At 58.8% G+C, this 20,467-nt stretch carries 19 protein-coding genes and 5 tRNA genes; 9 read left to right on the top strand and 15 right to left on the bottom strand.

Annotation, left to right across the window (positions count from 1 at the left end; translation table 11 throughout):
* Positions 1 to 53: 53 nt before the first annotated feature.
* The 3 genes from ispG to hemA form a co-directional block, all read right to left on the bottom strand.
* Entirely contained in the window at positions 54 to 1,178 is a 1,125-nt protein-coding gene (gene ispG / locus TRM7557_RS14870; protein ID WP_058290999.1) for a flavodoxin-dependent (E)-4-hydroxy-3-methylbut-2-enyl-diphosphate synthase, read from the bottom strand.
* Between the two features lie 109 nt (positions 1,179 to 1,287).
* Positions 1,288 to 2,511, bottom strand: coding sequence for a helix-turn-helix domain-containing protein (locus TRM7557_RS14865; RefSeq protein ID WP_058290998.1), 1,224 nt, complete (start codon positions 2,509 to 2,511; stop codon positions 1,288 to 1,290).
* Positions 2,512 to 2,640: 129 nt separating this feature from the next.
* The gene (gene hemA / locus TRM7557_RS14860; protein WP_058291070.1) at positions 2,641 to 3,864 is read right to left on the bottom strand and encodes a 5-aminolevulinate synthase; all 1,224 of its coding nucleotides are present in this window, start codon (positions 3,862 to 3,864) and stop codon (positions 2,641 to 2,643) included.
* Between the two features lie 406 nt (positions 3,865 to 4,270).
* Here hemA and TRM7557_RS14855 point away from each other — a divergent pair, with 406 nt between their 5' ends.
* Both TRM7557_RS14855 and TRM7557_RS14850 read left to right on the top strand, forming a co-directional pair.
* On the top strand, positions 4,271 to 5,659 hold the full coding sequence (locus TRM7557_RS14855; protein ID WP_058290997.1) for a M20/M25/M40 family metallo-hydrolase: 1,389 nt from the start codon (positions 4,271 to 4,273) through the stop codon (positions 5,657 to 5,659).
* A 59-nt stretch (positions 5,660 to 5,718) separates the two neighbouring features.
* The gene (locus TRM7557_RS14850; protein ID WP_235811482.1) at positions 5,719 to 6,609 is read left to right on the top strand and encodes an alpha/beta fold hydrolase; all 891 of its coding nucleotides are present in this window, start codon (positions 5,719 to 5,721) and stop codon (positions 6,607 to 6,609) included.
* Between the two features lie 8 nt (positions 6,610 to 6,617).
* Here TRM7557_RS14850 and TRM7557_RS14845 read toward each other — a convergent pair whose 3' ends face one another.
* From TRM7557_RS14845 to TRM7557_RS14810, 8 genes are all read right to left on the bottom strand, one after another.
* Complete coding sequence (locus TRM7557_RS14845) at positions 6,618 to 7,007, bottom strand: acyl-CoA thioesterase (RefSeq protein ID WP_058290996.1); 390 nt, start codon at positions 7,005 to 7,007, stop codon at positions 6,618 to 6,620.
* A gap of 131 nt (positions 7,008 to 7,138) precedes the next feature.
* Positions 7,139 to 7,215 (bottom strand) — tRNA-Asp (locus TRM7557_RS14840).
* A gap of 81 nt (positions 7,216 to 7,296) precedes the next feature.
* Positions 7,297 to 7,373, bottom strand: a tRNA-Asp gene (locus TRM7557_RS14835).
* Between the two features lie 78 nt (positions 7,374 to 7,451).
* Positions 7,452 to 7,528, bottom strand: a tRNA-Asp gene (locus tag TRM7557_RS14830).
* A 245-nt stretch (positions 7,529 to 7,773) separates the two neighbouring features.
* Positions 7,774 to 7,849 (bottom strand) — tRNA-Val (locus TRM7557_RS14825).
* A gap of 94 nt (positions 7,850 to 7,943) precedes the next feature.
* Complete coding sequence (locus TRM7557_RS14820; RefSeq protein WP_058290995.1) at positions 7,944 to 8,549, bottom strand: histidine phosphatase family protein; 606 nt, start codon at positions 8,547 to 8,549, stop codon at positions 7,944 to 7,946.
* Positions 8,550 to 8,808: 259 nt separating this feature from the next.
* Positions 8,809 to 8,883, bottom strand: a tRNA-Val gene (locus TRM7557_RS14815).
* A 133-nt stretch (positions 8,884 to 9,016) separates the two neighbouring features.
* The gene (locus tag TRM7557_RS14810; RefSeq protein WP_058291068.1) at positions 9,017 to 9,475 is read right to left on the bottom strand and encodes an Lrp/AsnC family transcriptional regulator; all 459 of its coding nucleotides are present in this window, start codon (positions 9,473 to 9,475) and stop codon (positions 9,017 to 9,019) included.
* Between the two features lie 126 nt (positions 9,476 to 9,601).
* Here TRM7557_RS14810 and TRM7557_RS14805 point away from each other — a divergent pair, with 126 nt between their 5' ends.
* Positions 9,602 to 10,657, top strand: a complete 1,056-nt coding sequence (locus tag TRM7557_RS14805) for a Glu/Leu/Phe/Val family dehydrogenase (RefSeq protein WP_058290994.1) — start codon at positions 9,602 to 9,604, stop codon at positions 10,655 to 10,657.
* 169 nt (positions 10,658 to 10,826) lie between these two features.
* On the opposite strand, the gene lon is transcribed toward TRM7557_RS14805, so the two are convergent.
* The 4 genes from lon to tgt all read right to left on the bottom strand — a co-directional run bounded on the left by lon (position 10,827) and on the right by tgt (position 16,237).
* Positions 10,827 to 13,235 carry an endopeptidase La gene (gene lon, locus TRM7557_RS14800; RefSeq protein WP_058290993.1) on the bottom strand — a complete coding sequence of 803 codons (2,409 nt, stop codon included), beginning with the start codon at positions 13,233 to 13,235 and terminating at the stop codon, positions 10,827 to 10,829.
* Positions 13,236 to 13,464: 229 nt separating this feature from the next.
* Positions 13,465 to 14,418, bottom strand: a complete 954-nt coding sequence (locus TRM7557_RS14795; RefSeq protein WP_058290992.1) for a hypothetical protein — start codon at positions 14,416 to 14,418, stop codon at positions 13,465 to 13,467.
* The gene (locus TRM7557_RS14790) at positions 14,415 to 15,065 is read right to left on the bottom strand and encodes a hypothetical protein (protein ID WP_058290991.1); all 651 of its coding nucleotides are present in this window, start codon (positions 15,063 to 15,065) and stop codon (positions 14,415 to 14,417) included. Before TRM7557_RS14790 ends, TRM7557_RS14795 begins: the two co-directional genes overlap by 4 nt.
* Before the next feature lie 41 nt (positions 15,066 to 15,106).
* Positions 15,107 to 16,237: a tRNA guanosine(34) transglycosylase Tgt gene (tgt, locus tag TRM7557_RS14785; RefSeq protein ID WP_058290990.1), complete on the bottom strand. Its 1,131-nt coding sequence runs from the start codon at positions 16,235 to 16,237 to the stop codon at positions 15,107 to 15,109.
* 247 nt (positions 16,238 to 16,484) lie between these two features.
* Here tgt and TRM7557_RS14780 point away from each other — a divergent pair, with 247 nt between their 5' ends.
* The 6 genes from TRM7557_RS14780 to tpiA all read left to right on the top strand — a co-directional run bounded on the left by TRM7557_RS14780 (position 16,485) and on the right by tpiA (position 20,362).
* Complete coding sequence (locus TRM7557_RS14780; protein WP_058290989.1) at positions 16,485 to 17,375, top strand: SPFH domain-containing protein; 891 nt, start codon at positions 16,485 to 16,487, stop codon at positions 17,373 to 17,375.
* Positions 17,375 to 17,647: an NfeD family protein gene (locus TRM7557_RS14775; protein WP_207382662.1), complete on the top strand. Its 273-nt coding sequence runs from the start codon at positions 17,375 to 17,377 to the stop codon at positions 17,645 to 17,647. Before TRM7557_RS14780 ends, TRM7557_RS14775 begins: the two co-directional genes overlap by 1 nt.
* Before the next feature lie 256 nt (positions 17,648 to 17,903).
* On the top strand, positions 17,904 to 18,302 hold the full coding sequence (locus TRM7557_RS14770) for a hypothetical protein (RefSeq protein WP_058290987.1): 399 nt from the start codon (positions 17,904 to 17,906) through the stop codon (positions 18,300 to 18,302).
* 466 nt (positions 18,303 to 18,768) lie between these two features.
* Entirely contained in the window at positions 18,769 to 19,131 is a 363-nt protein-coding gene (locus TRM7557_RS14765; RefSeq protein ID WP_058290986.1) for an SUF system Fe-S cluster assembly protein, read from the top strand.
* A gap of 22 nt (positions 19,132 to 19,153) precedes the next feature.
* Positions 19,154 to 19,507, top strand: a complete 354-nt coding sequence (locus tag TRM7557_RS14760; protein WP_058290985.1) for a HesB/IscA family protein — start codon at positions 19,154 to 19,156, stop codon at positions 19,505 to 19,507.
* A 114-nt stretch (positions 19,508 to 19,621) separates the two neighbouring features.
* Positions 19,622 to 20,362, top strand: a complete 741-nt coding sequence (gene tpiA / locus TRM7557_RS14755; RefSeq protein ID WP_058290984.1) for a triose-phosphate isomerase — start codon at positions 19,622 to 19,624, stop codon at positions 20,360 to 20,362.
* The last annotated feature ends 105 nt before the right edge of the window (positions 20,363 to 20,467 follow it).

The following is a 20,467-nucleotide window of genomic DNA, read 5'->3' as shown; positions in this document are numbered from 1 at the left end:
CGCTGCCCCCACACCCCCGGAGTATTTTGGGCCAAAAGAAGTGACGCAGCCGGTTATTCGGCGGCTTCCGCCGCGGCAGCGTCAAGTTCGGCGGCCTTTTTCTCGACCTCTTCGACGATGTGGTCGACCATCTGATCGTTGGACATTTTGTGGCTGGCTTTGCCCGCCAGATAGACCATGCCGCTGCCCGCGCCGCCGCCCGTAAAGCCCACGTCCGTCATCAGCGCCTCGCCCGGGCCATTCACCACGCAGCCAATAATGCTGAGGCTCATGGGCGTTTTGATATGGGCCAGGCGGTCTTCGAGCGTTTCCACGGTTTTGATCACATCAAACCCCTGGCGCGCACAGGACGGGCACGAGATGATGTTCACGCCGCGGTGACGCAGGCCAAGCGATTTCAGGATCTCGTAGCCGACCTTGACCTCTTCCACCGGGTCAGCCGAGAGGCTCACCCGCAGGGTGTCGCCAATGCCCATCCACAACAGCTGGCCCAGGCCAATTGCCGATTTAATGGTGCCCGACATCAGCCCGCCTGCTTCGGTAATGCCAAGGTGGATCGGCGCGTCCGTGGCCTCTGCCAGCATCTGATAGGCTGCGGCAGACATAAACACGTCGGAGGCTTTGACCGAGATTTTGAACTCGTGGAAGTCGTGATCTTGCAGGATTTTGATGTGATCCAGCCCCGATTCAAGCATCGCATCGGGACAGGGTTCGCCGTATTTGTCCAAAAGGTGCTTTTCGAGCGACCCTGCGTTCACGCCAATGCGGATCGAGCAATTGTGATCGCGCGCGGCACGGATCACTTCGGCCACGCGTTTTTCATCGCCAATGTTACCCGGGTTGATGCGCAGGCAGGCGGCCCCTGCCTCGGCGGCTTCAATCCCGCGTTTGTAGTGGAAATGAATGTCCGCCACGATTGGCACCGGGCTTTCGCGAACAATCTCTTTCAGCGCCTTTGCACTGGCCTCATCCGGGACCGACACGCGCACAATATCTGCGCCCGCTTCGGCTGCGGCAAGAACCTGTTCGATCGTTGCCTTGGCATCCGTGGTCAGCGTGTTGGTCATGGTCTGCACCGCAATCGGTGCGTCGCCGCCGACGGGCACATTACCGACATGGATCTGACGGCTTTTGCGGCGTTCAATATTGCGCCAGGGGCGGATGTGATTCATCGACATGCGTATTCCTGCTCTTGCAGCCCATCGGTAACGGTCTTGCCGATACATAGGGCTGGATGCCCCTTGCTGCAACAGGGATCCCGCGAAGGGATAGGCTGAGAGGGGGCGGTTATTCGCTGTCGGGGGTCTGCGCGCGCAACTGGGCAACCATTGTCGCCAGCGGTTCATTTGCCTCCGCCTCAAGATCCGCGATCTGGAAACGTTCGGACAGGGCCTCGGGCGCGAGATCAATACGTTTGGTCACCTGACCGCGCGGGCCAACGGGGCCGTAATGGGCGCCATTGACCGCGAAATAGATACCGCTGCTTTCACCGGTGCCAAAGATATGCGGTTCATCACTGGCGGGCACATCATAGGTCTGGCCCGGCTCCATAATCGTTTCAAACAGAACAGTGCCGCCAGCGGTTTTGACCTGTACCCATGATGGCCGCACGGCCAGGATCTGAACGCCCGGCGCTGGCGCTTCGACCACCTGCGGTGTTGCGGTGGCTGCGGCCGTTGGCACGACCGGGCGGTCTGTCACCGTCGCCTCGGCCAGCAAAACACTGGGCGCTGTTTCACGGTTCAGCTGCTCAAAGCCGGTGAAATTGCCAAAATCACGCGGATCAAGCGTGGCGATCGGCGCATCCCGCGCCACCAACACAGGCACATCCAGGGCTTGTGGGCGATACAGACGGTTCAAAGCTTCGGTCGCGGGATCTTCGGATGCAGCATCTGCCACGACCACGCCTTCCAGCGGGTCGAGATCCGCCAGCACATCCGGCGTTTGTTCGACCGGCGCAAAGGTCACCTGCTGCACCTGACGCAGCACTTGCCAGCCGCCATAGCCAATACCACCGATCACCGCGAGCAGCACCAGCAAAGAGCCAACAGCGCGCGGTTCAATCCGTGTGACAATGCCTTCATCCGCTGGCAGGAACGGTGTGCCTGCAAAGGCTTCGCTGCCCAGCCCGCCCTGCGCCGGCAAGGCTGCTGCGCGCGGCTTTTTGCCCGAAGCTTCGACGGACATGCCATGGGCGACTTCAAAGCCGCTTTCGATGCAGAAGTTGCGGAAGCATTCTTCGGCGTCCATGCCAAGGTAGCGCGCATAAGAGCGTACATAGCCAGCAATAAAGCCCGGCGTGTCAAAAACAGTGGGATCGCAGTTTTCGATGGCAGCGATATAAGAGGCCTTGATCCGCAGTTCGCGCTGCACATCCAGCAGCGATTTGCCCATTGTGGCCCGCTCACCGCGCATGACGTCGCCAAGACGCAATTCGAAATCGTCAAAGCTCTTGGGCTCTGACGACGAATTACTCCCGCCGTTTCTGCGCAATGAAAAGCGCCCGATCATGCCTGCAGTCCCATCGTTTCCTGCCTTGGTAAGACATTGTTCCCCCTCTGTACCGAATCCCGATTCGGTATGGGAGGTTCATTACAGAAACGATAACACAAAACCGCTAACAGAAAACTTCTCAGTGTGTTATCCGGCCAACTCAGCGCGATTTAGCGCACAATGAGACCAGAGCGTGTCCATTGCCCTAACCAAATGATCCAATTCCTTCGGCCCATGAACAGGGGACGGGGTGAACCGCAGCCGTTCAGTGCCGCGTGGAACCGTGGGATAATTGATCGGCTGGACGTAAATCCCATAGTCCGACAGCAGCATATCGCTGAGCTTTTTGGTATGAACCGGGTTGCCAACGATCACCGGCACAATGTGGCTGCCATGATCGATGATCGGCAGACCTGCGGCCTTCAGGCGCATCTTCAGAATGCGGGCCTGCTCCTGATGTTTTTCGCGCAGCTCGCCGTGTTCTTTCAGGTAAGCAATCGAAGCCGCCGCCCCAGCTGCCACGGCAGGCGCAATGGAGGTGGTGAAAATGAAGCCCGGCGCATAAGAGCGCACCGCATCTACCATCTTGGCCGAGGCTGCAATATAGCCGCCCATGACGCCATAGGCCTTGCCCAGCGTGCCATTGATAATGTCAATGCGATGGGCCAGCCCGTCGCGTTCGCTGACCCCACCGCCGCGCGGGCCATACATTCCCACAGCGTGAACCTCATCAATATAGGTCAGCGCATTGAATTCATCCGCCAGATCACAGATCGCCTCGATCGGGCCGAAATCACCGTCCATCGAATAGACGCTTTCAAAGGCGATCAGTTTCGGTGCGGCCGGATCATCCGCCGCCAGCAGTTCGCGCAGGTGTTCGACGTCATTGTGCCGGAAGATCCGCTTGGCCCCGCCATTGCGGCGCACACCTTCGATCATGGAGGCGTGGTTCAGCGCATCAGAATAGATGATCAGACCGGGAAACAGTTTCGGCAGGGTCGACAGCGTCGCGTCATTCGCCACATAGGCCGAGGTAAACACCAGCGCCGCATCCTTGCCGTGGAGATCGGCAAGTTCGGCTTCCAGACGCTTGTGATAGACGGTGGTGCCAGAAATATTGCGGGTGCCGCCCGACCCGGCCCCGGCCCGGTCCACGGCGTCGCGCATCGCTTTCAGGACAACCGGATGCTGGCCCATGCCCAGATAGTCATTGCCGCACCAGACCGTGATCTCTTCCTGGGTACCGTCGTCTTTGTTCCAGGTTGCATGGGGAAACTGGCCGCGTTTGCGTTCGATGTCGATAAAGGTGCGATAGCGGCCTTCTTCGTGAAGGGCATCAATCGCTGCATCAAGTTTCGCGTTATAGTCCACCGGTCTCTCCATAGCTACGTCCCCCAGAAGATCGGAGGCTCGCGTGGCTGTCCCTGCTCTCACCTCCGCGCCCAGACAGTCTGCGGCGCGAAGTGAATTATAGATACATCCCACGAACCGCTTTCTAAAGGGCTAAAAGGGATGCAACTTTGACGCAGGTCAAATTCGCGTATCGCTCAATTTAGAAGCTTTCTAGGTCTTCAACAAGCATGGCGCCCCCAAAGAAGTGGCGGAATTTCGGATATCCGGTCGTTTTGCCGCAGGGTTTGTGCCGCCAATGGGAAACTTCTTTTTCCCAATTGTACCCCTTTGCCTTGTGCTCTGGCGTCCGTTTCAGACCGCTGATAGGCTCCGCGCAACAGCCTGCGTGACGCAGCGTCGCCGCGCTTTGAACTAGGAGAAACCCATGTCAATCAACGACGTATTGACCACCATTGACAACAATCTTGACGCCGCAACGGACAGGCTGATGGAATTTCTACGCATCCCGTCGATTTCCACGGACCCGACCTATAAAGCTGATTGTGACAAAGCCGCCGATTGGTTGGTGGCAGATTTGAAATCGATCGGGGTCGACGCCAAAAAATGTCCGACCCCCGGCCACCCAATGGTGATGGGTGAAGTGGGCGCGGAAAATACTGACAAGCCGCATCTGCTTTTTTACGGTCACTACGATGTGCAGCCTGTTGATCCGCTGGACCTGTGGAACAGCCCGCCGTTTGACCCGGCGCTCGAAGAGACCCCCAATGGCACCGTCATTCGCGGACGCGGATCGTCGGACGACAAGGGCCAGTTGATGACCTTTGTGGAGGCCTGCCGCGCCTGGGCTCAGGTGCATGGCTCCTTCCCGTGCCGCATCACCTTCTTCTTTGAGGGCGAAGAGGAATCGGGGTCGCCCTCGCTGATCCCCTTCCTGAAAGAACACGCCGAGGCCCTGAAGGCCGATGTGGCGTTGATCTGTGACACCTCTATGGTCTCGCGCGGCGTGCCGTCGATCGCGTCACAGCTGCGCGGTATGCTGAAGGAAGAATTCACCCTGGTCGGCCCCAAGATTGACCTGCACTCCGGTCACTACGGCGGCCCCGGTCTGAACCCGCTGCGCGAAATCTCCAAACTGATTGCGTCCTTCCATGACGATGAGACAGGCGCCGTCGCGGTTGAGGGTTTTTATGAAGGCGTCCATGAGGTGCCCGCTGACATCCTGCGCCAGTGGCAGAACTGCGGCTTTGACGAAAAAGACTACCTCGACAATGCGGGCTACACCGTGGCGCATGGCGAAAAGGCCTACTCCACGTTGGAACAGCAATGGGCGCGGCCCACGCTGGAAATCAATGGTCTCTGGGGTGGTTATCAGGGCGCGGGCACCAAGACAGTGATTCCCTCCGAGGCACACTGCAAGATCACCTGCCGACTGGTTGGCGATATGGATCCCGCCGCCCTGCGGGCAAAACTGCGCAAACACGTCGAGGACCGCCTGCCCACCGACACCAAAGTTGTCTGGGACCTCGACCTTGATGGCTCCCCTGCCTATGTCATCGACACCACAAGGACCGAATTCGAGGCCGCGCGCGGCGCACTGACCGAAGAATGGGACCGCGAGGCCGTGTTCTCCGGCATGGGCGGCTCCATCCCTGTGGCGGGGTATTTCAAATCGATCCTTGGCATGGATGCAATGCTAGTCGGCTTTGCCAATGACGACGATGCGATCCACTCCCCGAACGAAAAATACGACTTGGAAAGCTTTCACAAAGGCACGCGATCCTGGGCACGCATCCTTGACGCGCTCAGCAAGTAACCCACAATACTCAGAAGGCCCCGCCACAGCGGGGCCTTTTTTGATAAAGGGGGACGGACATGAACGGGACCGCGATGATCACAGGGTTCGAGGACCACAGCCTGCATGTGAACGGTCAGGACATTGCCTTCAGCCTGGCTGGTGAAGGCCCGCCCGTCCTGCTGCTGCATGGGTTTCCTCAGACCCGCGCGCTCTGGGCGCAGGTGGCGCCCCTACTGGCGCAGCGCTATTCGGTCGTCGCGGCAGATCTGCGCGGCTATGGCGACAGCTCCAAACCCGACGGCGTAGAGGCGATGAGCTTTCGCAATATGGGTGCGGATCAACTGGCCCTGATGCAGGCGCTCGGACACGAGACCTTCCACCTGATCGGCCATGATCGCGGCGGGCGGACGGCGCACCGCCTTGCACTGGACGCGCCCGAAGCCGTCGCCAGCCTCACGGTCATGGACATTGTGCCCACGCATCTGCTGCTGTCAGACCTCAGCAAAGAGGTGGCGCGCGCTTATTACCACTGGTTCTTCCTGTCCCAGCCAGCGCCCGTGCCAGAAACGCTGATCTCGGCTGATGTGGATGCGTTCTTCCACAGTTGCCTGACGGGTTGGGGCGGTGCGGGGCTTGCGGATTTCGCGCCCGAACAGCTTGACGCCTACCGCAGGGCCTGGCGGGACCCCGCCTGTATACACACCATGTTCAACGACTACCGCGCGGCGATCGACGTGGATTTCGCCCTCGACAACGCCGATCTGAGCCAGAAGGTCACCTGCCCCGCGCTTGTGGCCTATGGGGCCGATGGGGCCATGGCGCGGCATTATGACATGGCAGCGGCCTGGTCGCCGCGTTTGGCCAATATGCAGACCACAACCGTGCCCGGCGGCCACTTCTTTGTCGATCAGTCGCCCGAGGCAACGGCTGCGGCGCTGCTGACCTTCCTCGATTCGCTTGCGGCCTGACCAAAGGGTCAGGCGTCTGGCTGAACCGGACGCGGTCGCGCGTTTTCATCCAGCGCCACAAAGGTAAAGACGCCTTCGGTCACGGGCTTGCTGTCTTCCTGATGGCGCGCGCGGCTCCAGACACGCACATGGATGCGCATCGAGGTGCGGCCGATTTTCACCAGCTCGGCATAGAACGACACCTCATCCCCCACGGTCACCGGCTGATGGAACTGGATTTTATCGACAGACACGGTCGACGCCCGCCCTTTGCTGACCCGCGCGGCAATGGTGCCTGCGGCAAGGTCCATCTGGCTCATCAGCCAGCCGCCAAAAATATCGCCTGCGGGATTCGTATCCGTGGGCATGGCGACAACGCGAATTGTGGGTTCGGTTGCGGGCGGAATCAGATCTTGCATGGCTGGCCTTTGACGGTGGGCTATCGGTTCCCCTAGTCTTACAGGCTCACAGGCGGACAAACAGCAAAAACCGCAGCACCCGGATGGGTCTGCGTTGCCATTTTCAACTGTGCTGAAAAGAGAGGAGAAAATGGCGCGGTTGACGGGGCTCGAACCCGCGACCCCCGGCGTGACAGGCCGGTACTCTAACCAACTGAGCTACAACCGCGCATTTATCTCTGCCGACGCATCGGCGTGCCCTCCGGGCCGGTCCTGCTTGCCTTGCGGCCCCCGACAGGTGGGGTGAAAGTGGCGCGGTTGACGGGGCTCGAACCCGCGACCCCCGGCGTGACAGGCCGGTACTCTAACCAACTGAGCTACAACCGCACTTTCATTTTGGCTTGCGCCAGATCCCCTCCGGGGCGGTCCTGATCTCCCTTGCGGGCCCGACAGGATGGGCAGCAGTGGCGCGGTTGACGGGGCTCGAACCCGCGACCCCCGGCGTGACAGGCCGGTACTCTAACCAACTGAGCTACAACCGCTCTCTGCTGTGTGTCAGCGTCTCCGCTGAACGTTGGGCTGTAATATGCGCACCCCTCGGGGGCGTCAAGCGGGGATTTCGAATTTTCTGCACGAAAATTGAAAATTTTTTACAGAGCCGAATTCACCCCTGCACTCAAAGGGCAGACCCTTGAAAACAAACGAAAAAGCCGGAAATGAAAACAGTCCATCAGCCACCGGCGGTGTCTGGTAGAGCCATGTGTTTTCAACGATTTGAAGAGGGGGATGGTGGGTCGTGAGAGGCTCGAACTCCCGACATCTTCGGTGTAAACGAAGCGCTCTACCAACTGAGCTAACGACCCGGTGAGGGCGGATTTAAGGAATACCCGCGGGGAGCGCAAGAGGCTTTTTGCATCTTTTTGCAAAAAACTTTGCCTCTCCTCAAAATCTCGCGATTTACCGGGTTTGAGCGTCACGCAGCACGCGCTCGGTTCCGTTTTCCAACTCATAAACGCAGCCCTGCTCGTTTGGCAGCGCCGCCATCTCGGCCCGCGTGAGGCCACAGATGATCCCACGCAGCACCTGCCCCCACAGCCCATGGCCCACCAGAACTGTCGGCGTTTCGAGCGCGGACAGCAAATTGGCAATGCGCGCATAAAACGCCTCAAACCCCTCCCCCTCTGGCGCCGCGCAGAACAGATCCAGCGCATGCGGGTTCTCTGCCCGGATCTGCGGGTAACGCGCGGCGATTTCGCTCAGGGTTTGGCCCTGAAACACGCCCGCCTGCGCTTCGGCCAGGCGCGGATCGGTGGTGATGGGCATCCCCCCCAACGCAATCTCGGCCGTCTGCTGGGCACGGCGCAACGGCGACACCAGAACAGGCGGGCGGTGAGTTTCCAGAATCGGTGCAATAATCGCTGCCTGTGCGGCCGCCTGAGATTGCCCCAACTCTGTCAGATCGCTTTCCATCTGTCCTTGCACGCGGTGCTCTGCATTCCAGACCGTTTGGCCATGGCGCAGGAACCAAATTTTCGGTGGATTGGCGCGGATAATCGCAGGCATTTCGCCTCCATTCGTTCAAAGGAGCGTGTCGGGACTCTTCGCCGCCCCAAATTTCAATCTTAATTCTGGCCGACCCTAGGCCGCCGCGACCTGCATCACAACAGAGACAAATATGCGGTCGCGAAAATACCGCAGCCCTTATCAAAGATGGCGGCGCGCTACCTCAGCGTGTCTGGTGATCAACACGGCGGGCAAATGCCCAACGCAAGACACCGCAAGCCAGAGGCTACTGCGATTTTTCGTAACAAATAGGAGGAGATGGTGGGTGATAAGAGATTTGAACTCCTGACATCTTCGATGTGAACGAAGCGCTCTACCACTGAGCTAATCACCCGTGAGGCCGGGTATTACCGTCAGCCGCAGGGGGCTGCAAGAGGCATTTCACGAAAAAACAGGCCGCACGTTACATTTTCTTCAAACACGGGTTCTTCAAACACGGGGCGCAACGGATCCTCTGCCGCTGCCAACTAGGGTCTCAGCGGCAGCTCCTGCCGCTGCACCATGGTCCGAAGCGTAAAGCTTGAACGCATATTGCGAATACCCGGCACCCGCATCAGCTCTTCCTCAAGAAAGCGGTCAAAATCCGCCAGCGAGGCCGCAACCACCCTCAAAAGAATGTCGCGGCTGCCGGTCATGAGGTGGCATTCCATCACCTGGTCCAGGGCGCGAACCGCAGCCTCGAACTCCTTGAGTGTGTCACGAGACTGCCGCTCCAGCTCCACCATGACAAAGATCGTGACCGAGAACCCCAACGCAGCCTGGTCCACACGGGCGCTATAGCCTTGTATCAGGCCAGCATCTTCCAGCTGTGCGACCCGCCGCGCGCAGGGTGTTGGCGACAGGCCCACCTGCTCTGACAGATCCGCCATGCGCAGACGCCCATTGCGCTGCAGCGCAGAAATGATCTTTCGATCAATGTGGTCCAAGATTTTTTCCAAAACTTACCTCTTCTGCGCCGATTTTCACCAAGACACCTCATAAATACAGGTTATTTTGGTGAAAAACAGCCCCCGCCTGCCCTTAATCTGACAGGAAAGCAGGAGGCGCATCACATGGACATTTCCCAAATCCCTTCGGACAGCCACGAAGCGGTCTATAAGGTCACAGACGCAGACACAGGGCTGACAGCCGTCATTGCCATTCATTCAACGCAGAATGGCCCGGCTGCGGGCGGGCTGCGGATGAAGCCCTATGACAGCTTTGATGAGGCTTTGGAGGATGCACTGCGCCTGTCGCGTGGGATGACCTACAAGAATGCGGCGGCAGAGCTGCCATTGGGCGGTGGTAAAGCTGTGATCCTAGGCGATCCCAATACCGACAAGACCCCTGCCCTGCTGCGGGCCTTTGGACAGGCTGTTGCCGCCTTGCAAGGGCGGTATATCACCGCCGAAGACATGGGCATGACCCCGGCAGACATGGCAGAGATTGCGACCCAGACCCAATTCGCCGCCGGTCTTCAGGGTGGCAATTTTGGCAGCGGAGACCCCTCGCCCATTACCGCGCAGGGGGTGTTTAACGGGATCCGGACAGCCGCTGAGTTTCGCCTTGGCTCCCGTGACCTCACCGGGCGCGTCGTGGCGGTTCAGGGGCTGGGTCATGTGGGCTGGGACCTATGCAAACGGTTGCGGGCCGCGGGCGCTGAGATCGTTGTGACAGATATTTCCGCTGAGCGGGTCAAACAGGCTGTCACCTGTTTTGGTGCGCGCCCTGTTGCACTGACAGACATATATGGGGTTGAAGCCGATATCTTTGCCCCCTGCGCGATTGGTGGCATTCTGAACGCAGAGACCATCCCGCAGCTGCGCGTTTCCGTTGTGGCCGGCGCCGCCAACAACCAACTGGCGACACAGGCAGACGCAGACGCCCTGCACGCGCGTGGCATTCTTTATGCCCCGGATTTTGTGGTCAATGGCGGCGGGATTGTGAATGTCGCAACCGAGATCCTGAAGATCGACGCGGCCGAAAGATTTGTGGGCGACAAACTCTGGGCCTTGGATGCCACGCTCTGGACCATTTTGAACACCGCCAAAGACCAAGCTGTCAGCCCGGCGCGTGTCGCAGAAGCAGCAGTGGATGAAAAAATGCAGTTGGCGCAAGCCGCTGAGTAACGCGTAAAGGGGCTTTGCCCCTCTGCGCGAGACGCGCATTCACCCCAGAGTTTCTGAGCCAAAAGAAGACACGGGCTGCGCTTCGTCGCGAGGTTGCTCACACAAATGAACCTGTAACGAACAAGGGCGCCCCAATTGGGACGCCCTTGTTCGTGTGTTGGAAAGCGCTTTAGTGCGCGGTTGCGCCAGAGCCATCGCCGGACTTGAGCGCAGCGGCCGCAGCTGCAGCTTCTTCTGCTTCTTCGTCCCATTCGATCGCTTCGGGCTGCGAGACCAGCGCCTTGGCCAGAACTTCGCTCACGTGATCGACAGGGATGATTTCCAGCCCCTCTTTCACATTATCGGGGATCTCCGGCAGGTCTTTTTCATTCTCTTTCGGAATGAAGACCGTCTTGATCCCACCGCGCAGCGCCGCAAGCAGTTTTTCTTTCAACCCGCCAATGGCCAGCGCATTGCCGCGCAGCGTGACCTCGCCTGTCATGGCAATGTCTTTGCGCACGGGAATCTGCGTCAGCACAGAGACGATCGAGGTCACCATGGCCAGACCCGCAGATGGGCCATCCTTGGGCGTTGCGCCTTCGGGCACGTGCACGTGGATGTCCCATTTGTCGAACTTCGGCGGTTTGATACCGAGGTCGGGCGAGACAGAGCGCACATAGGACGAGGCAGCCTCGATGGATTCCTTCATCACATCGCCCAGCTTACCGGTGGTCTTCATCCGCCCCTTGCCCGGCAGGCGCAGGGCCTCAATGGACAAGAGTTCGCCGCCAACCGAGGTATAGGCCAGACCGGTGACCACACCCACCTGATCTTCCTTTTCGGCCAGACCGTAGCGGAATTTGGGCACGCCAAGGAAATCCTCGAGGTTGTCGCCGGTCACGGTGACACTGTCGGTCTGTTTCTTGACGATCGAGGTCAGCGCCTTGCGGGCGACCTTGGCCACTTCGCGTTCCAGGTTCCGCACGCCTGCCTCGCGGGTGTAGGTGCGGATAATGCCGGTCAGCGCTTCATCGGTCAGTTCAAACTCTTTGGCTTTCAGGCCGTGGTTTTTTACCTGCTTGTTGATCAGGTGACGCTTGGCGATCTCGCTTTTTTCGTCTTCGGTGTAGCCCGACAGCGGGATGATCTCCATGCGGTCCATCAGCGGGCCCGGCATGTTGTAGCTGTTCGAGGTGGTCAGGAACATCACGTTCGAGAGGTCATATTCGACCTCAAGGTAGTGGTCCATGAAGGTTGCGTTCTGTTCCGGGTCCAGCACCTCGAGCATCGCTGACGCGGGATCGCCACGGAAATCCTGACCCATCTTGTCGATCTCATCGAGCAGGATCAGCGGATTGGTGGTTTTTGCCTTCTTCAGCGCCTGAATGATCTTGCCCGGCATGGAGCCGATGTAAGTCCGGCGGTGACCCCGAATCTCAGATTCGTCCCGCACGCCGCCCAGCGCAATGCGGATAAACTCGCGACCTGTGGCTTTCGCAACCGATTTACCAAGCGAGGTTTTACCCACACCCGGAGGGCCAACAAGGCACAGGATCGGGCCCTTCAGCTTGGCCGAACGCTGCTGCACCGCGAGGTATTCGACAATGCGTTCCTTGACCTTTTCCAGACCATAGTGATCCGCATCCAGGATCTCTTCGGCTTTGGCCAGGTCTTTCTTTACGCGGGATTTGGTGCCCCACGGAATGGACAGCATCCAATCCAGATAGTTGCGCACCACGGTGGCCTCAGCCGACATGGGCGACATGTTCTTGAGCTTTTTCAGCTCTGCATCGGCCTTTTCGCGGGCTTCTTTCGAAAGCTTGGTCGCGGCGATTTTCTCTTCAAGCTCAGCGATTTCGCCTGCGCCCTCTTCGCCGTCGCCCAGTTCCTTCTGAATGGCCTTCATCTGCTCATTCAGGTAGTACTCGCGCTGGGTCTTCTCCATCTGGGTTTTGACGCGGGTCTTGATCTTTTTCTCGACCTGCAGAACCGACAGTTCGCCCTGCATCAGGCCAAAGACCTTCTCCAGACGTTCAGAGACCGACAGCGTCTCCAGCAGCTCTTGCTTGCGGTCGACTTCAATACCCAGATGACCGGCAACCAGATCCGCCAGTTTCGCAGGTTCTGTGGTTTCGCCCACCGCAGACAGCGCCTCTTCGGGGATGTTCTTGCGAACCTTGGCGTAGCGTTCAAACTCATCCCCAACCGTGCGCAGCAGCGCCTCGGTGGCGGTGACGTCGCCGGGGATCTCGGTCAGATATTCGGCACGCGCCTCAAAGAAGGCGTCATTGTCGAGGAATTCGGTGATTTTCACCCGCGCCTGGCCTTCGACCAGCACCTTGACGGTGCCATCGGGCAGCTTCAGCAGTTGCAGCACATTGGCCAGCACACCGGTGCGATAGATGCCATCAACAGCCGGATCATCCTCGGACGGATCGATTTGGCTGGACAGCAGGATCTGCTTGTCATCGGCCATCACCTCTTCGAGGGCATGTACCGATTTTTCGCGACCCACAAACAGCGGCACAATCATGTGGGGGAAGACCACAATATCACGCAGCGGCAGTACGGGGTAAGAAGCGTTGAGAGGCTCTTGCATACTCGGTCCTTTTCTTGGCGAGATCCCCCGGCCCCACATTTGGCAGCCCTTGGCGATCTCCTCTTGGATTTGTTTATCTGGTGCGGCGGTGGTGTGGTTTCAACCACCGTGCCTCAAAGTCACCGTGCAGCATGCCCGCGCATCCGCCGGACCACAAGGGCCGTTTTGTAGGTTGCGTAACCAAGATCCTAATCCAGCCAGTTTTCGCGGCAGGATGCCGCTGACGGAACTATGCAGCAAGAACCAGCAAAGGCGCTTCGCGCTGTTCTTCCAACTGGGACAGATAGGCCCGGCCATGGCACTCCATACCGCGCAGATGCCCCGACAAGGACGGCACGGCCGCGAGACGTGCGCGCACCTCGCTCACATCCCGCAGCAACCCAAGGGCAACCGCGTCACTATTGTCCAGATGGGCCAAACGCGGCTGCATCTGATCCAGAGTGACCTTATACGACAGCTCTTCGATCCGGCGGTAATGCCTGCGCGCCTGAATTTCAGCAGCCTCCAATTCATTCAACCAATAGAGCGATTTAACCTGCGCAGCGCTGCAGACCGAAAGCCCTGCCAAAAGGCTTCGCGCGAGTGCGGCGTCGACCTTGTCTTGCAGCAGGACCCGCCCCGTGATGTCAGAAAGTTCACGGAAACTATAATGCAGGCGATCTTCTGCGCTTTGGACGGTCTGGTCTGCGTCACTCCGACGCTCAGCCAGTTCGATCCGCTCAATCGCACCGGCAATGTCGGAAAACACTTTATGGATGCTCTGCAGTTTAATTTCGCCCGAGAGTGCTTCGATCTGATCTGACAGCCCACTGACTTGCCCTTCGATCCCCCGCAAGCGCAGCAAAATCAGCGCGGTAGAGGCCGCAGTGACGCCAATCCCCGCAACCGAAGAGGCCAGCGACGCAAGCTGAAGCGTCTCAAGCCCGCCAACAGCGGACTGCAAAGCGCTGAGCTTGCTGCTCATTTGCGCGTTCTGCACGACCCCGATCAGGCCTGTGATGCCAGTTGGATCAAAATTCGACACGACGCCAAGAACCTGATCCAGAACACCTGTCTGCTGCAAATGCGCGACGATTCGACCGGTCTCAGCGCTTTTCAAAATGGCGCCATACCGGACAAGTTCACCGGCCCCATATTGGGCAAGGAACTCTGTCGGGATTTGAAAAGGAATGGGGCCGATCATTGGGGGGGCTCCTCAAGCTTGGTGGACAAAATACCGTCGAGTTCTGCGAATATTGTGCCTTTGAGGGATGGCTCTTGTGGGCGCGCCGCGTCGCCCAGCACCAAAAGGGTGAGGTCTGCTTCGACTTTGACCCGATATCTTTCCCGGAGCCGTTCAATGGTCCAGCCGCGCACCTGCCCGCCATAGCCCAGCGCGACCAGACCGCCGCCGACGGCAAGTGCGGGGACCACAGCGATAGAAGCGGAGGTCGCAAAGAACCCCGTGCTCGCCGTGACCACAAGTCCACCAACAAACGGCAGGGCCGCCAAGGGGGCTGCGGAAAAGGCTGCGGCCAAGCCAACTTCGGCGTAATCTGTCGTAGACCAGTTATGACTTCCGGCATTGGCCCCAAAAATATCGAGCAACGTGTCGCCGATTGCAGCGCTCAGGCGCGCGTGCTCTGCCTCCACCCATTCAGTGGCCATCGGCAGGATGACTTCGGTGTGGAACTTACTTCGGCGCACAAACGCGCTCATGGGCATAGCTGCCACGGCTTCGCGCGCTTGCAACAAAAGATCCGGCAGGCGTTTGCGCAGATCCTCTTCGACCTGCGCGCGTTGCTCGGCCCACCAATCGAGGGCCAGAGCACGTTCGATCTCGTTCGTCATGGAAATCACTTTCTTCAACTTCCACAACTATGGCGCAAGTTTCAGAGCGGCTCAATATCCCCGCGCGCGCGGTCCTCGTGGAATTTCTTTTCCCACGCGTCAAACGTACCCGCTGCAATTGCATCGCGCATTTCCTGCATGATCGTCTGGAAATAATGCAGGTTGTGCCAGGTCAGCAGCATGCCCGAGATCATTTCGTTCGAGCGGAACACATGGTGCAGATAGGCGCGGGAGTAGTTCGTACATGCCGGGCAGGTGCAGGTCTCGTCCAGGGGGCGGGGATCATCGGCGTGGCGGGCGTTTTTGATATTCACGACGCCATAGCGCGTGAAGGCCTGGCCGGTGCGCCCCGACCGCGACGGCAGCACGCAGTCCATCATGTCGATGCCGCGCTTCACGGCGCCGACAATATCATCGGGCTTGCCCACGCCCATCAGGTAACGCGGCTTGTCCACCGGCAGCATATCGGGCGCATAGTCCAGACAGCCAAACATCGCCTCCTGCCCTTCGCCCACCGCAAGACCGCCCACGGCATAGCCATCAAAGCCGATCTTTTGCAGTGCTTCGGCACTTTCCTCGCGGAAGTCCTGCTCCAGACCACCCTGCTGAATGCCAAACAGCGCGTGGCCGGGACGGTCGCCAAAGGCGTCCTTGGACCGCTCGGCCCAGCGCATCGACAGGCGCATCGACTCTGCAATGCGGTCGCGATCCGCAGGCAGCGCCGGGCATTCGTCGAAACACATCACAATGTCCGATCCCAGCAGGCGTTGGATTTCCATCGACCGTTCCGGGGTCAGCTCGTGTTTGGAACCATCAATATGGGATTTGAACGTCACCCCCTTCTCGGTCAGCTTGCGCAGACCTGCGAGGCTCATCACCTGAAACCCACCCGAATCCGTCAGGATCGGGCGCTCCCAGTTCATGAATTTGTGCAGACCGCCCAGGTTATTGATCCGCTCGGCCGTGGGGCGCAGCATCAGGTGATAGGTGTTGCCCAGCAGAATATCAGCGCCGGTCGCCCGCACGCTTTCCGGCATCATCGCCTTTACCGTCGCGGCCGTGCCCACAGGCATAAAGGCAGGCGTGCGGATTTCCCCGCGCGGCGTGTTGATCACGCCGGTGCGTGCCTTGCCGTCGGTTGCTTTCAGTTCGAAATTGAAACGCTCTGCCATCACACTGTCCTGTCTCGGTCCTGTTTCGGTCCTGTCTCGGGGCCCACCACCACAGGCTAACGAAAACCTGTGGATTTTTCCAAAGGCACCTCATGCCGTATATTCCCCGAAATGCCAAGAGACCTCCGCAGGGTGGCGACACAAAGGGCACGCGCGGGCGGGATACGTCTGTTTTCCCCTTGACCCCAAGCCCCCAGACACCGACCTACTGGACCATGACACCCTTCCTCAGCACGGATCAATTTTCATGACCGAACAAGACATTATCAACATGCTGTCCTCCAACCTGCTGTACCTTCTGGGCGCGGCCTTCCTCGTCTTTATCATTTTCCAAGGCGTCCGGATTGTGCCGCAATCGGAAAAATATGTCGTGGAACGCTTTGGCCGCCTGCATGCGGTGCTTGGGCCGGGGATCAATTTCATCATCCCGCTTTTGGACCGTGTGGCGCATAAAATTTCGATCCTCGAACGCCAGCTGCCAAACGCCACCCAAGACGCAATCACCAAGGACAACGTCCTGGTGCAGATCGACACCTCCGTGTTCTACCGCATTCTGGAACCGGAAAAGACTGTCTACCGCATCCGCGATGTGGATGGTGCCATTGCCACCACCGTGGCCGGTATTGTCCGCGCCGAGATCGGCAAGATGGATCTGGACGAGGTCCAATCCAACCGCGCGCAGCTGATCAGCCAGATCCAGCACAGCGTCGAAAGCGCCGTTGACGACTGGGGCATTGAAGTGACCCGCGCCGAGATCCTGGACGTGAACCTTGACCAAGCCACCCGCGACGCCATGCTGCAACAGCTGAACGCCGAACGCGCCCGCCGCGCCCAAGTGACCGAGGCCGAGGGCAAGAAACGCGCGGTTGAGCTGGCCGCCGACGCCGAACTTTACGCCGCCGAACAAACCGCCAAAGCCCGCCGCATTGAGGCCGAAGCCGAAGCCTTTGCCACCGAAGTCGTCGCCGAAGCGATTGCAAAGAACGGCATTGAGGCCGCGCAGTACCAAGTGGCCCTGAAACAGGTCGAAGCGCTCAATGCGCTTGGCGGCAGCAATGGCAGCCAGACCGTGGTTCTACCCGCCAATGCACTGGATGCCTTTGGCGACGCATTCAAAATGCTGAAAGGGGTAAAATAATGGCGCTCTGGTCGCTGTGGTGGGTCTGGATGGCGGCTGCTCTGGTGCTCGGCATTATTGAGATGCTGGCACCGGGCTTTATTTTCCTTGGCTTCGCCATTGGCGCTGCAGGCGTTGGCCTGCTGCAACTGCTGGCCCCCGGCGCGCTGGGCCTGCCTGCCCTACTGCTGGTCTTTGCCGCCCTGTCCCTGGCCGCCTGGCTGATCCTGCGCCGCAGCTTTGCGCTGCCCAAAGGTCAGGTAAAGACCTTTGATCACGATATTAATGACTAACATCGCATAGATTATCGGAGTGGGAGGCGTTTATCCTGTGTGCCCACTCCGTACATTGATGTAGCCATTTAAGTCCCCGCGCAAAAGTGACTAAGCGGACAAAGCTGATGTCTGCTTAAAGCGCTCAATTGGAAATATTTTAGCGCCGCTCCAATAAAAAATGTTCATCGGGTTACTCAACTTTTGCGAGTATATTTTTTACTTCTAATCATCTAAAATCCCAACATGAAAAAGTCGGCTGGAGAAAAAAAACCGAATGTCGAATGAAGAGTTCCAGGCACGGATCAAACGACTACAATCCAAGACGCAAGACCTACCAAGTTCTAGGATACAATCCAAAGATTCGAGCGGATTCAGTTGGGGCGGTGCGATTAAAGGCTTTGTAGTTTCGCTTGTGATTGGCTTTGCCTTTGCAAACATCCAAGCGATTAGCGATATGGCACCGCAATCGATCAAGGACGGGCTTGCCCCCGGTGCTTTCGGCCTGCCGGTTGCTGTGATTTCTGTTGTCTGGGTCATCGTTACGCCGATTTGGTTTATTCGCACAGTTCTGAAAGGAGCGTCGTCGGGGTGGAAGGTGACCCCGAGAGGGTTCCCTGTGGGGTTGTTTGCTGGGATGGCATTGACGTTTTTGACGCTTCAAAACTTTTCTTAAAGACGCAGCACTTTGGGAACATGCAGCACGGTCTTCAACGTCCCAAAGGTACTAAGCCTGAATTTGCGATTACACTCGCACTACAATAGGACAGTGCTATGGAAGCAGGTTTTGCTTAGGCAACGACGAACGCCGAAGTGGGCACTAAGGCGAGCTTCGTCGCACCTTGATCAAAAACCGCCCTCTCCCCCACACATCGTTTCACCCAGGCACCCTTCGCGTCTGTTCTCCGGTCAATTTGGCTTATCACACTCTCCAACTGATCAAGTCACACCCTGGCCCCGATCACGCGGTGTCGCGGCAAATTGAGCAATGATCGAACGGCGCAGAGCCGGTGCACAGGGGGGGCACGCCCGGTGTACGCCCTGTGCACATACATCACCCCGCGTTTTGCAGGCCCCGCACCACTGGACGTACCCTTTGGGGTTTCCTATATAAAAAGTCAGAAAAGATGACCGGAACCCAGATGACCGATACCTCAGAACCTCTTGAAGGCACGCCGCTGATCGCCCCCTCGTCCGTTTCGCATGCGCTCTTTGACGCCTGCGTCGACGCTTGCCGTACCGTTTTTGACCCGGAGATCCCGGTCAATATCTACGACCTCGGCCTGATCTATACCATTGATATCAGCGAAGAAAACGACGTGAACGTCATTATGACCCTGACCGCGCCAGGCTGCCCTGTGGCGGGCGACATGCCGGGTTGGATCGTCGATGCGATCTCGCCGGTGCCGGGTGTGAAATCGGTGGATGTGTCCCTTGTCTGGGAGCCGCCGTGGGGCATGGAAATGATGTCGGACGAGGCCCGACTCGAATTGGGCTTTATGTAAGCCCCCGCTTAGGAGAGCAGTTATGTTCGCAATTCCCGGCAAACAGGCGGTCACAATAACCGACCGCGCCGCGACCCAGATCCGCAAGCTGATGGACAGCGCGGGTCACGCAGGCCTGCGCATTGGCGTCAAAAAAGGCGGCTGCGCGGGCATGGAATACACCATGGAATATGTGGACGAAGCCGATCCCAATGACGAAGTTGTGGAACACAGCGGGGCCCGTGTCCTGATCGCACCGATGGCGCAAATGTTCCTGTTTGGCACCGAGATCGACTATGAAGTTTCGCTGCTGGAGGCGAGCTTCAAGTTCAACAACCCCAATGTGGCCGAGGCCTGCGGCTGCGGCGAAAGCATCAGCTTCAAAGTGGGCGAATAAGCCTGCCCGCTTGACACAGAAGACCAGGGTGGTTCGGCGCAGGCCGCACCACCCTTTTTCTTTGCCTGAACGGGTGCTAGGACAGGGCAAACAGATATTCAGGAGGGCCGAAAAATGGCGCGCAAACTGGCTGCAGGCAATTGGAAAATGAACGGCACGGGCGCAAGCCTGAGCGAACTACAATCCCTCGCGTCCAGCGCCCTGCCCGACGGGGTGGACGTGCTGATCTGCCCACCGGCCACGCTGGTCGCCCGCGCAACGGACATTGCGGGCCCGGTTGCAATTGGCGGGCAGGATTGCCACGCTCATGCCTCTGGTGCCCATACCGGTGATACCTCCGCCGACATGCTCAAGGATGCAGGCGCCACATATGTCATCCTCGGCCATTCCGAGCGCCGCAGTGATCACGGTGAAACCGATGCCACCGTCCGTGCCAAAACCGAAGCCGCACTGGCCGCCGGTCTGATTGCCGTGGTCTGCATTGGTGAAACCCTCGACGAACGCGAAGCGGGCCTCACATTGAAAATCGTCGGCGACCAGCTTGCGGCGTCCCTTCCAGACACTGCAACCGGCGCAACCGTTGTGGTCGCCTATGAACCGGTCTGGGCCATTGGCACAGGCAAGGTCGCGAACCTGGAACAAATCGGTGAGGTCCATGACTTTCTGCGTGCGCAACTGACCGATCGTTTCGGCGCGGAAGGCGAAAACGTCTCCCTGCTCTATGGTGGGTCGGTGAAACCCGCAAATGCAGGCGAAATCTTTGGCGTTGCAAATGTGGATGGCGCATTGGTCGGCGGTGCCAGCCTGAAGGCGGCTGACTTCTCACCGATCATTGCGGCCCTTGCGGTCAGCTAACCCAAACAGGTTCGCTGCTTCTTTTGGCTCAAAATACTCTGGGGTGAATGCGCGGCACGCGCAGAGGGGCAAAGCCCCTGCCCTGAAACGAAAAAACGCCCCGCT

The sequence above is a fragment of the Tritonibacter multivorans genome (genome assembly GCF_001458415.1).
Taxonomy (GTDB): Bacteria; Pseudomonadota; Alphaproteobacteria; order Rhodobacterales; family Rhodobacteraceae; genus Epibacterium; species Epibacterium multivorans.
This window is presented reverse-complemented; position numbering and strand designations above follow the sequence as displayed.

Bases quoted from the DNA above. Each gene is read 5' to 3' on its own strand.
- TRM7557_RS14790 (WP_058290991.1), bottom strand. From the start codon at position 15,065: ATGACGAACGAGATCGAACGTGCTCTGGCCCTCGATTGGTGGGCCGAG.
- ispG (WP_058290999.1), bottom strand. From the start codon at position 1,178: ATGTCGATGAATCACATCCGCCCCTGGCGCAATATTGAACGCCGCAAA.
- tgt (WP_058290990.1), bottom strand. From the start codon at position 16,237: ATGGCAGAGCGTTTCAATTTCGAACTGAAAGCAACCGACGGCAAGGCA.
- TRM7557_RS14865 (WP_058290998.1), bottom strand. From the start codon at position 2,511: ATGATCGGGCGCTTTTCATTGCGCAGAAACGGCGGGAGTAATTCGTCG.
- TRM7557_RS14845 (WP_058290996.1), bottom strand. From the start codon at position 7,007: ATGCAAGATCTGATTCCGCCCGCAACCGAACCCACAATTCGCGTTGTC.
- TRM7557_RS14850 (WP_235811482.1), top strand. From the start codon at position 5,719: ATGAACGGGACCGCGATGATCACAGGGTTCGAGGACCACAGCCTGCAT.
- TRM7557_RS14765 (WP_058290986.1), top strand. From the start codon at position 18,769: ATGACCGATACCTCAGAACCTCTTGAAGGCACGCCGCTGATCGCCCCC.
- lon (WP_058290993.1), bottom strand. From the start codon at position 13,235: ATGCAAGAGCCTCTCAACGCTTCTTACCCCGTACTGCCGCTGCGTGAT.
- TRM7557_RS14775 (WP_207382662.1), top strand. From the start codon at position 17,375: ATGGCGCTCTGGTCGCTGTGGTGGGTCTGGATGGCGGCTGCTCTGGTG.
- TRM7557_RS14820 (WP_058290995.1), bottom strand. From the start codon at position 8,549: ATGCCTGCGATTATCCGCGCCAATCCACCGAAAATTTGGTTCCTGCGC.
- tpiA (WP_058290984.1), top strand. From the start codon at position 19,622: ATGGCGCGCAAACTGGCTGCAGGCAATTGGAAAATGAACGGCACGGGC.
- TRM7557_RS14760 (WP_058290985.1), top strand. From the start codon at position 19,154: ATGTTCGCAATTCCCGGCAAACAGGCGGTCACAATAACCGACCGCGCC.
- TRM7557_RS14770 (WP_058290987.1), top strand. From the start codon at position 17,904: ATGTCGAATGAAGAGTTCCAGGCACGGATCAAACGACTACAATCCAAG.
- TRM7557_RS14805 (WP_058290994.1), top strand. From the start codon at position 9,602: ATGGACATTTCCCAAATCCCTTCGGACAGCCACGAAGCGGTCTATAAG.
- TRM7557_RS14795 (WP_058290992.1), bottom strand. From the start codon at position 14,418: ATGATCGGCCCCATTCCTTTTCAAATCCCGACAGAGTTCCTTGCCCAA.
- TRM7557_RS14780 (WP_058290989.1), top strand. From the start codon at position 16,485: ATGACCGAACAAGACATTATCAACATGCTGTCCTCCAACCTGCTGTAC.
- TRM7557_RS14855 (WP_058290997.1), top strand. From the start codon at position 4,271: ATGTCAATCAACGACGTATTGACCACCATTGACAACAATCTTGACGCC.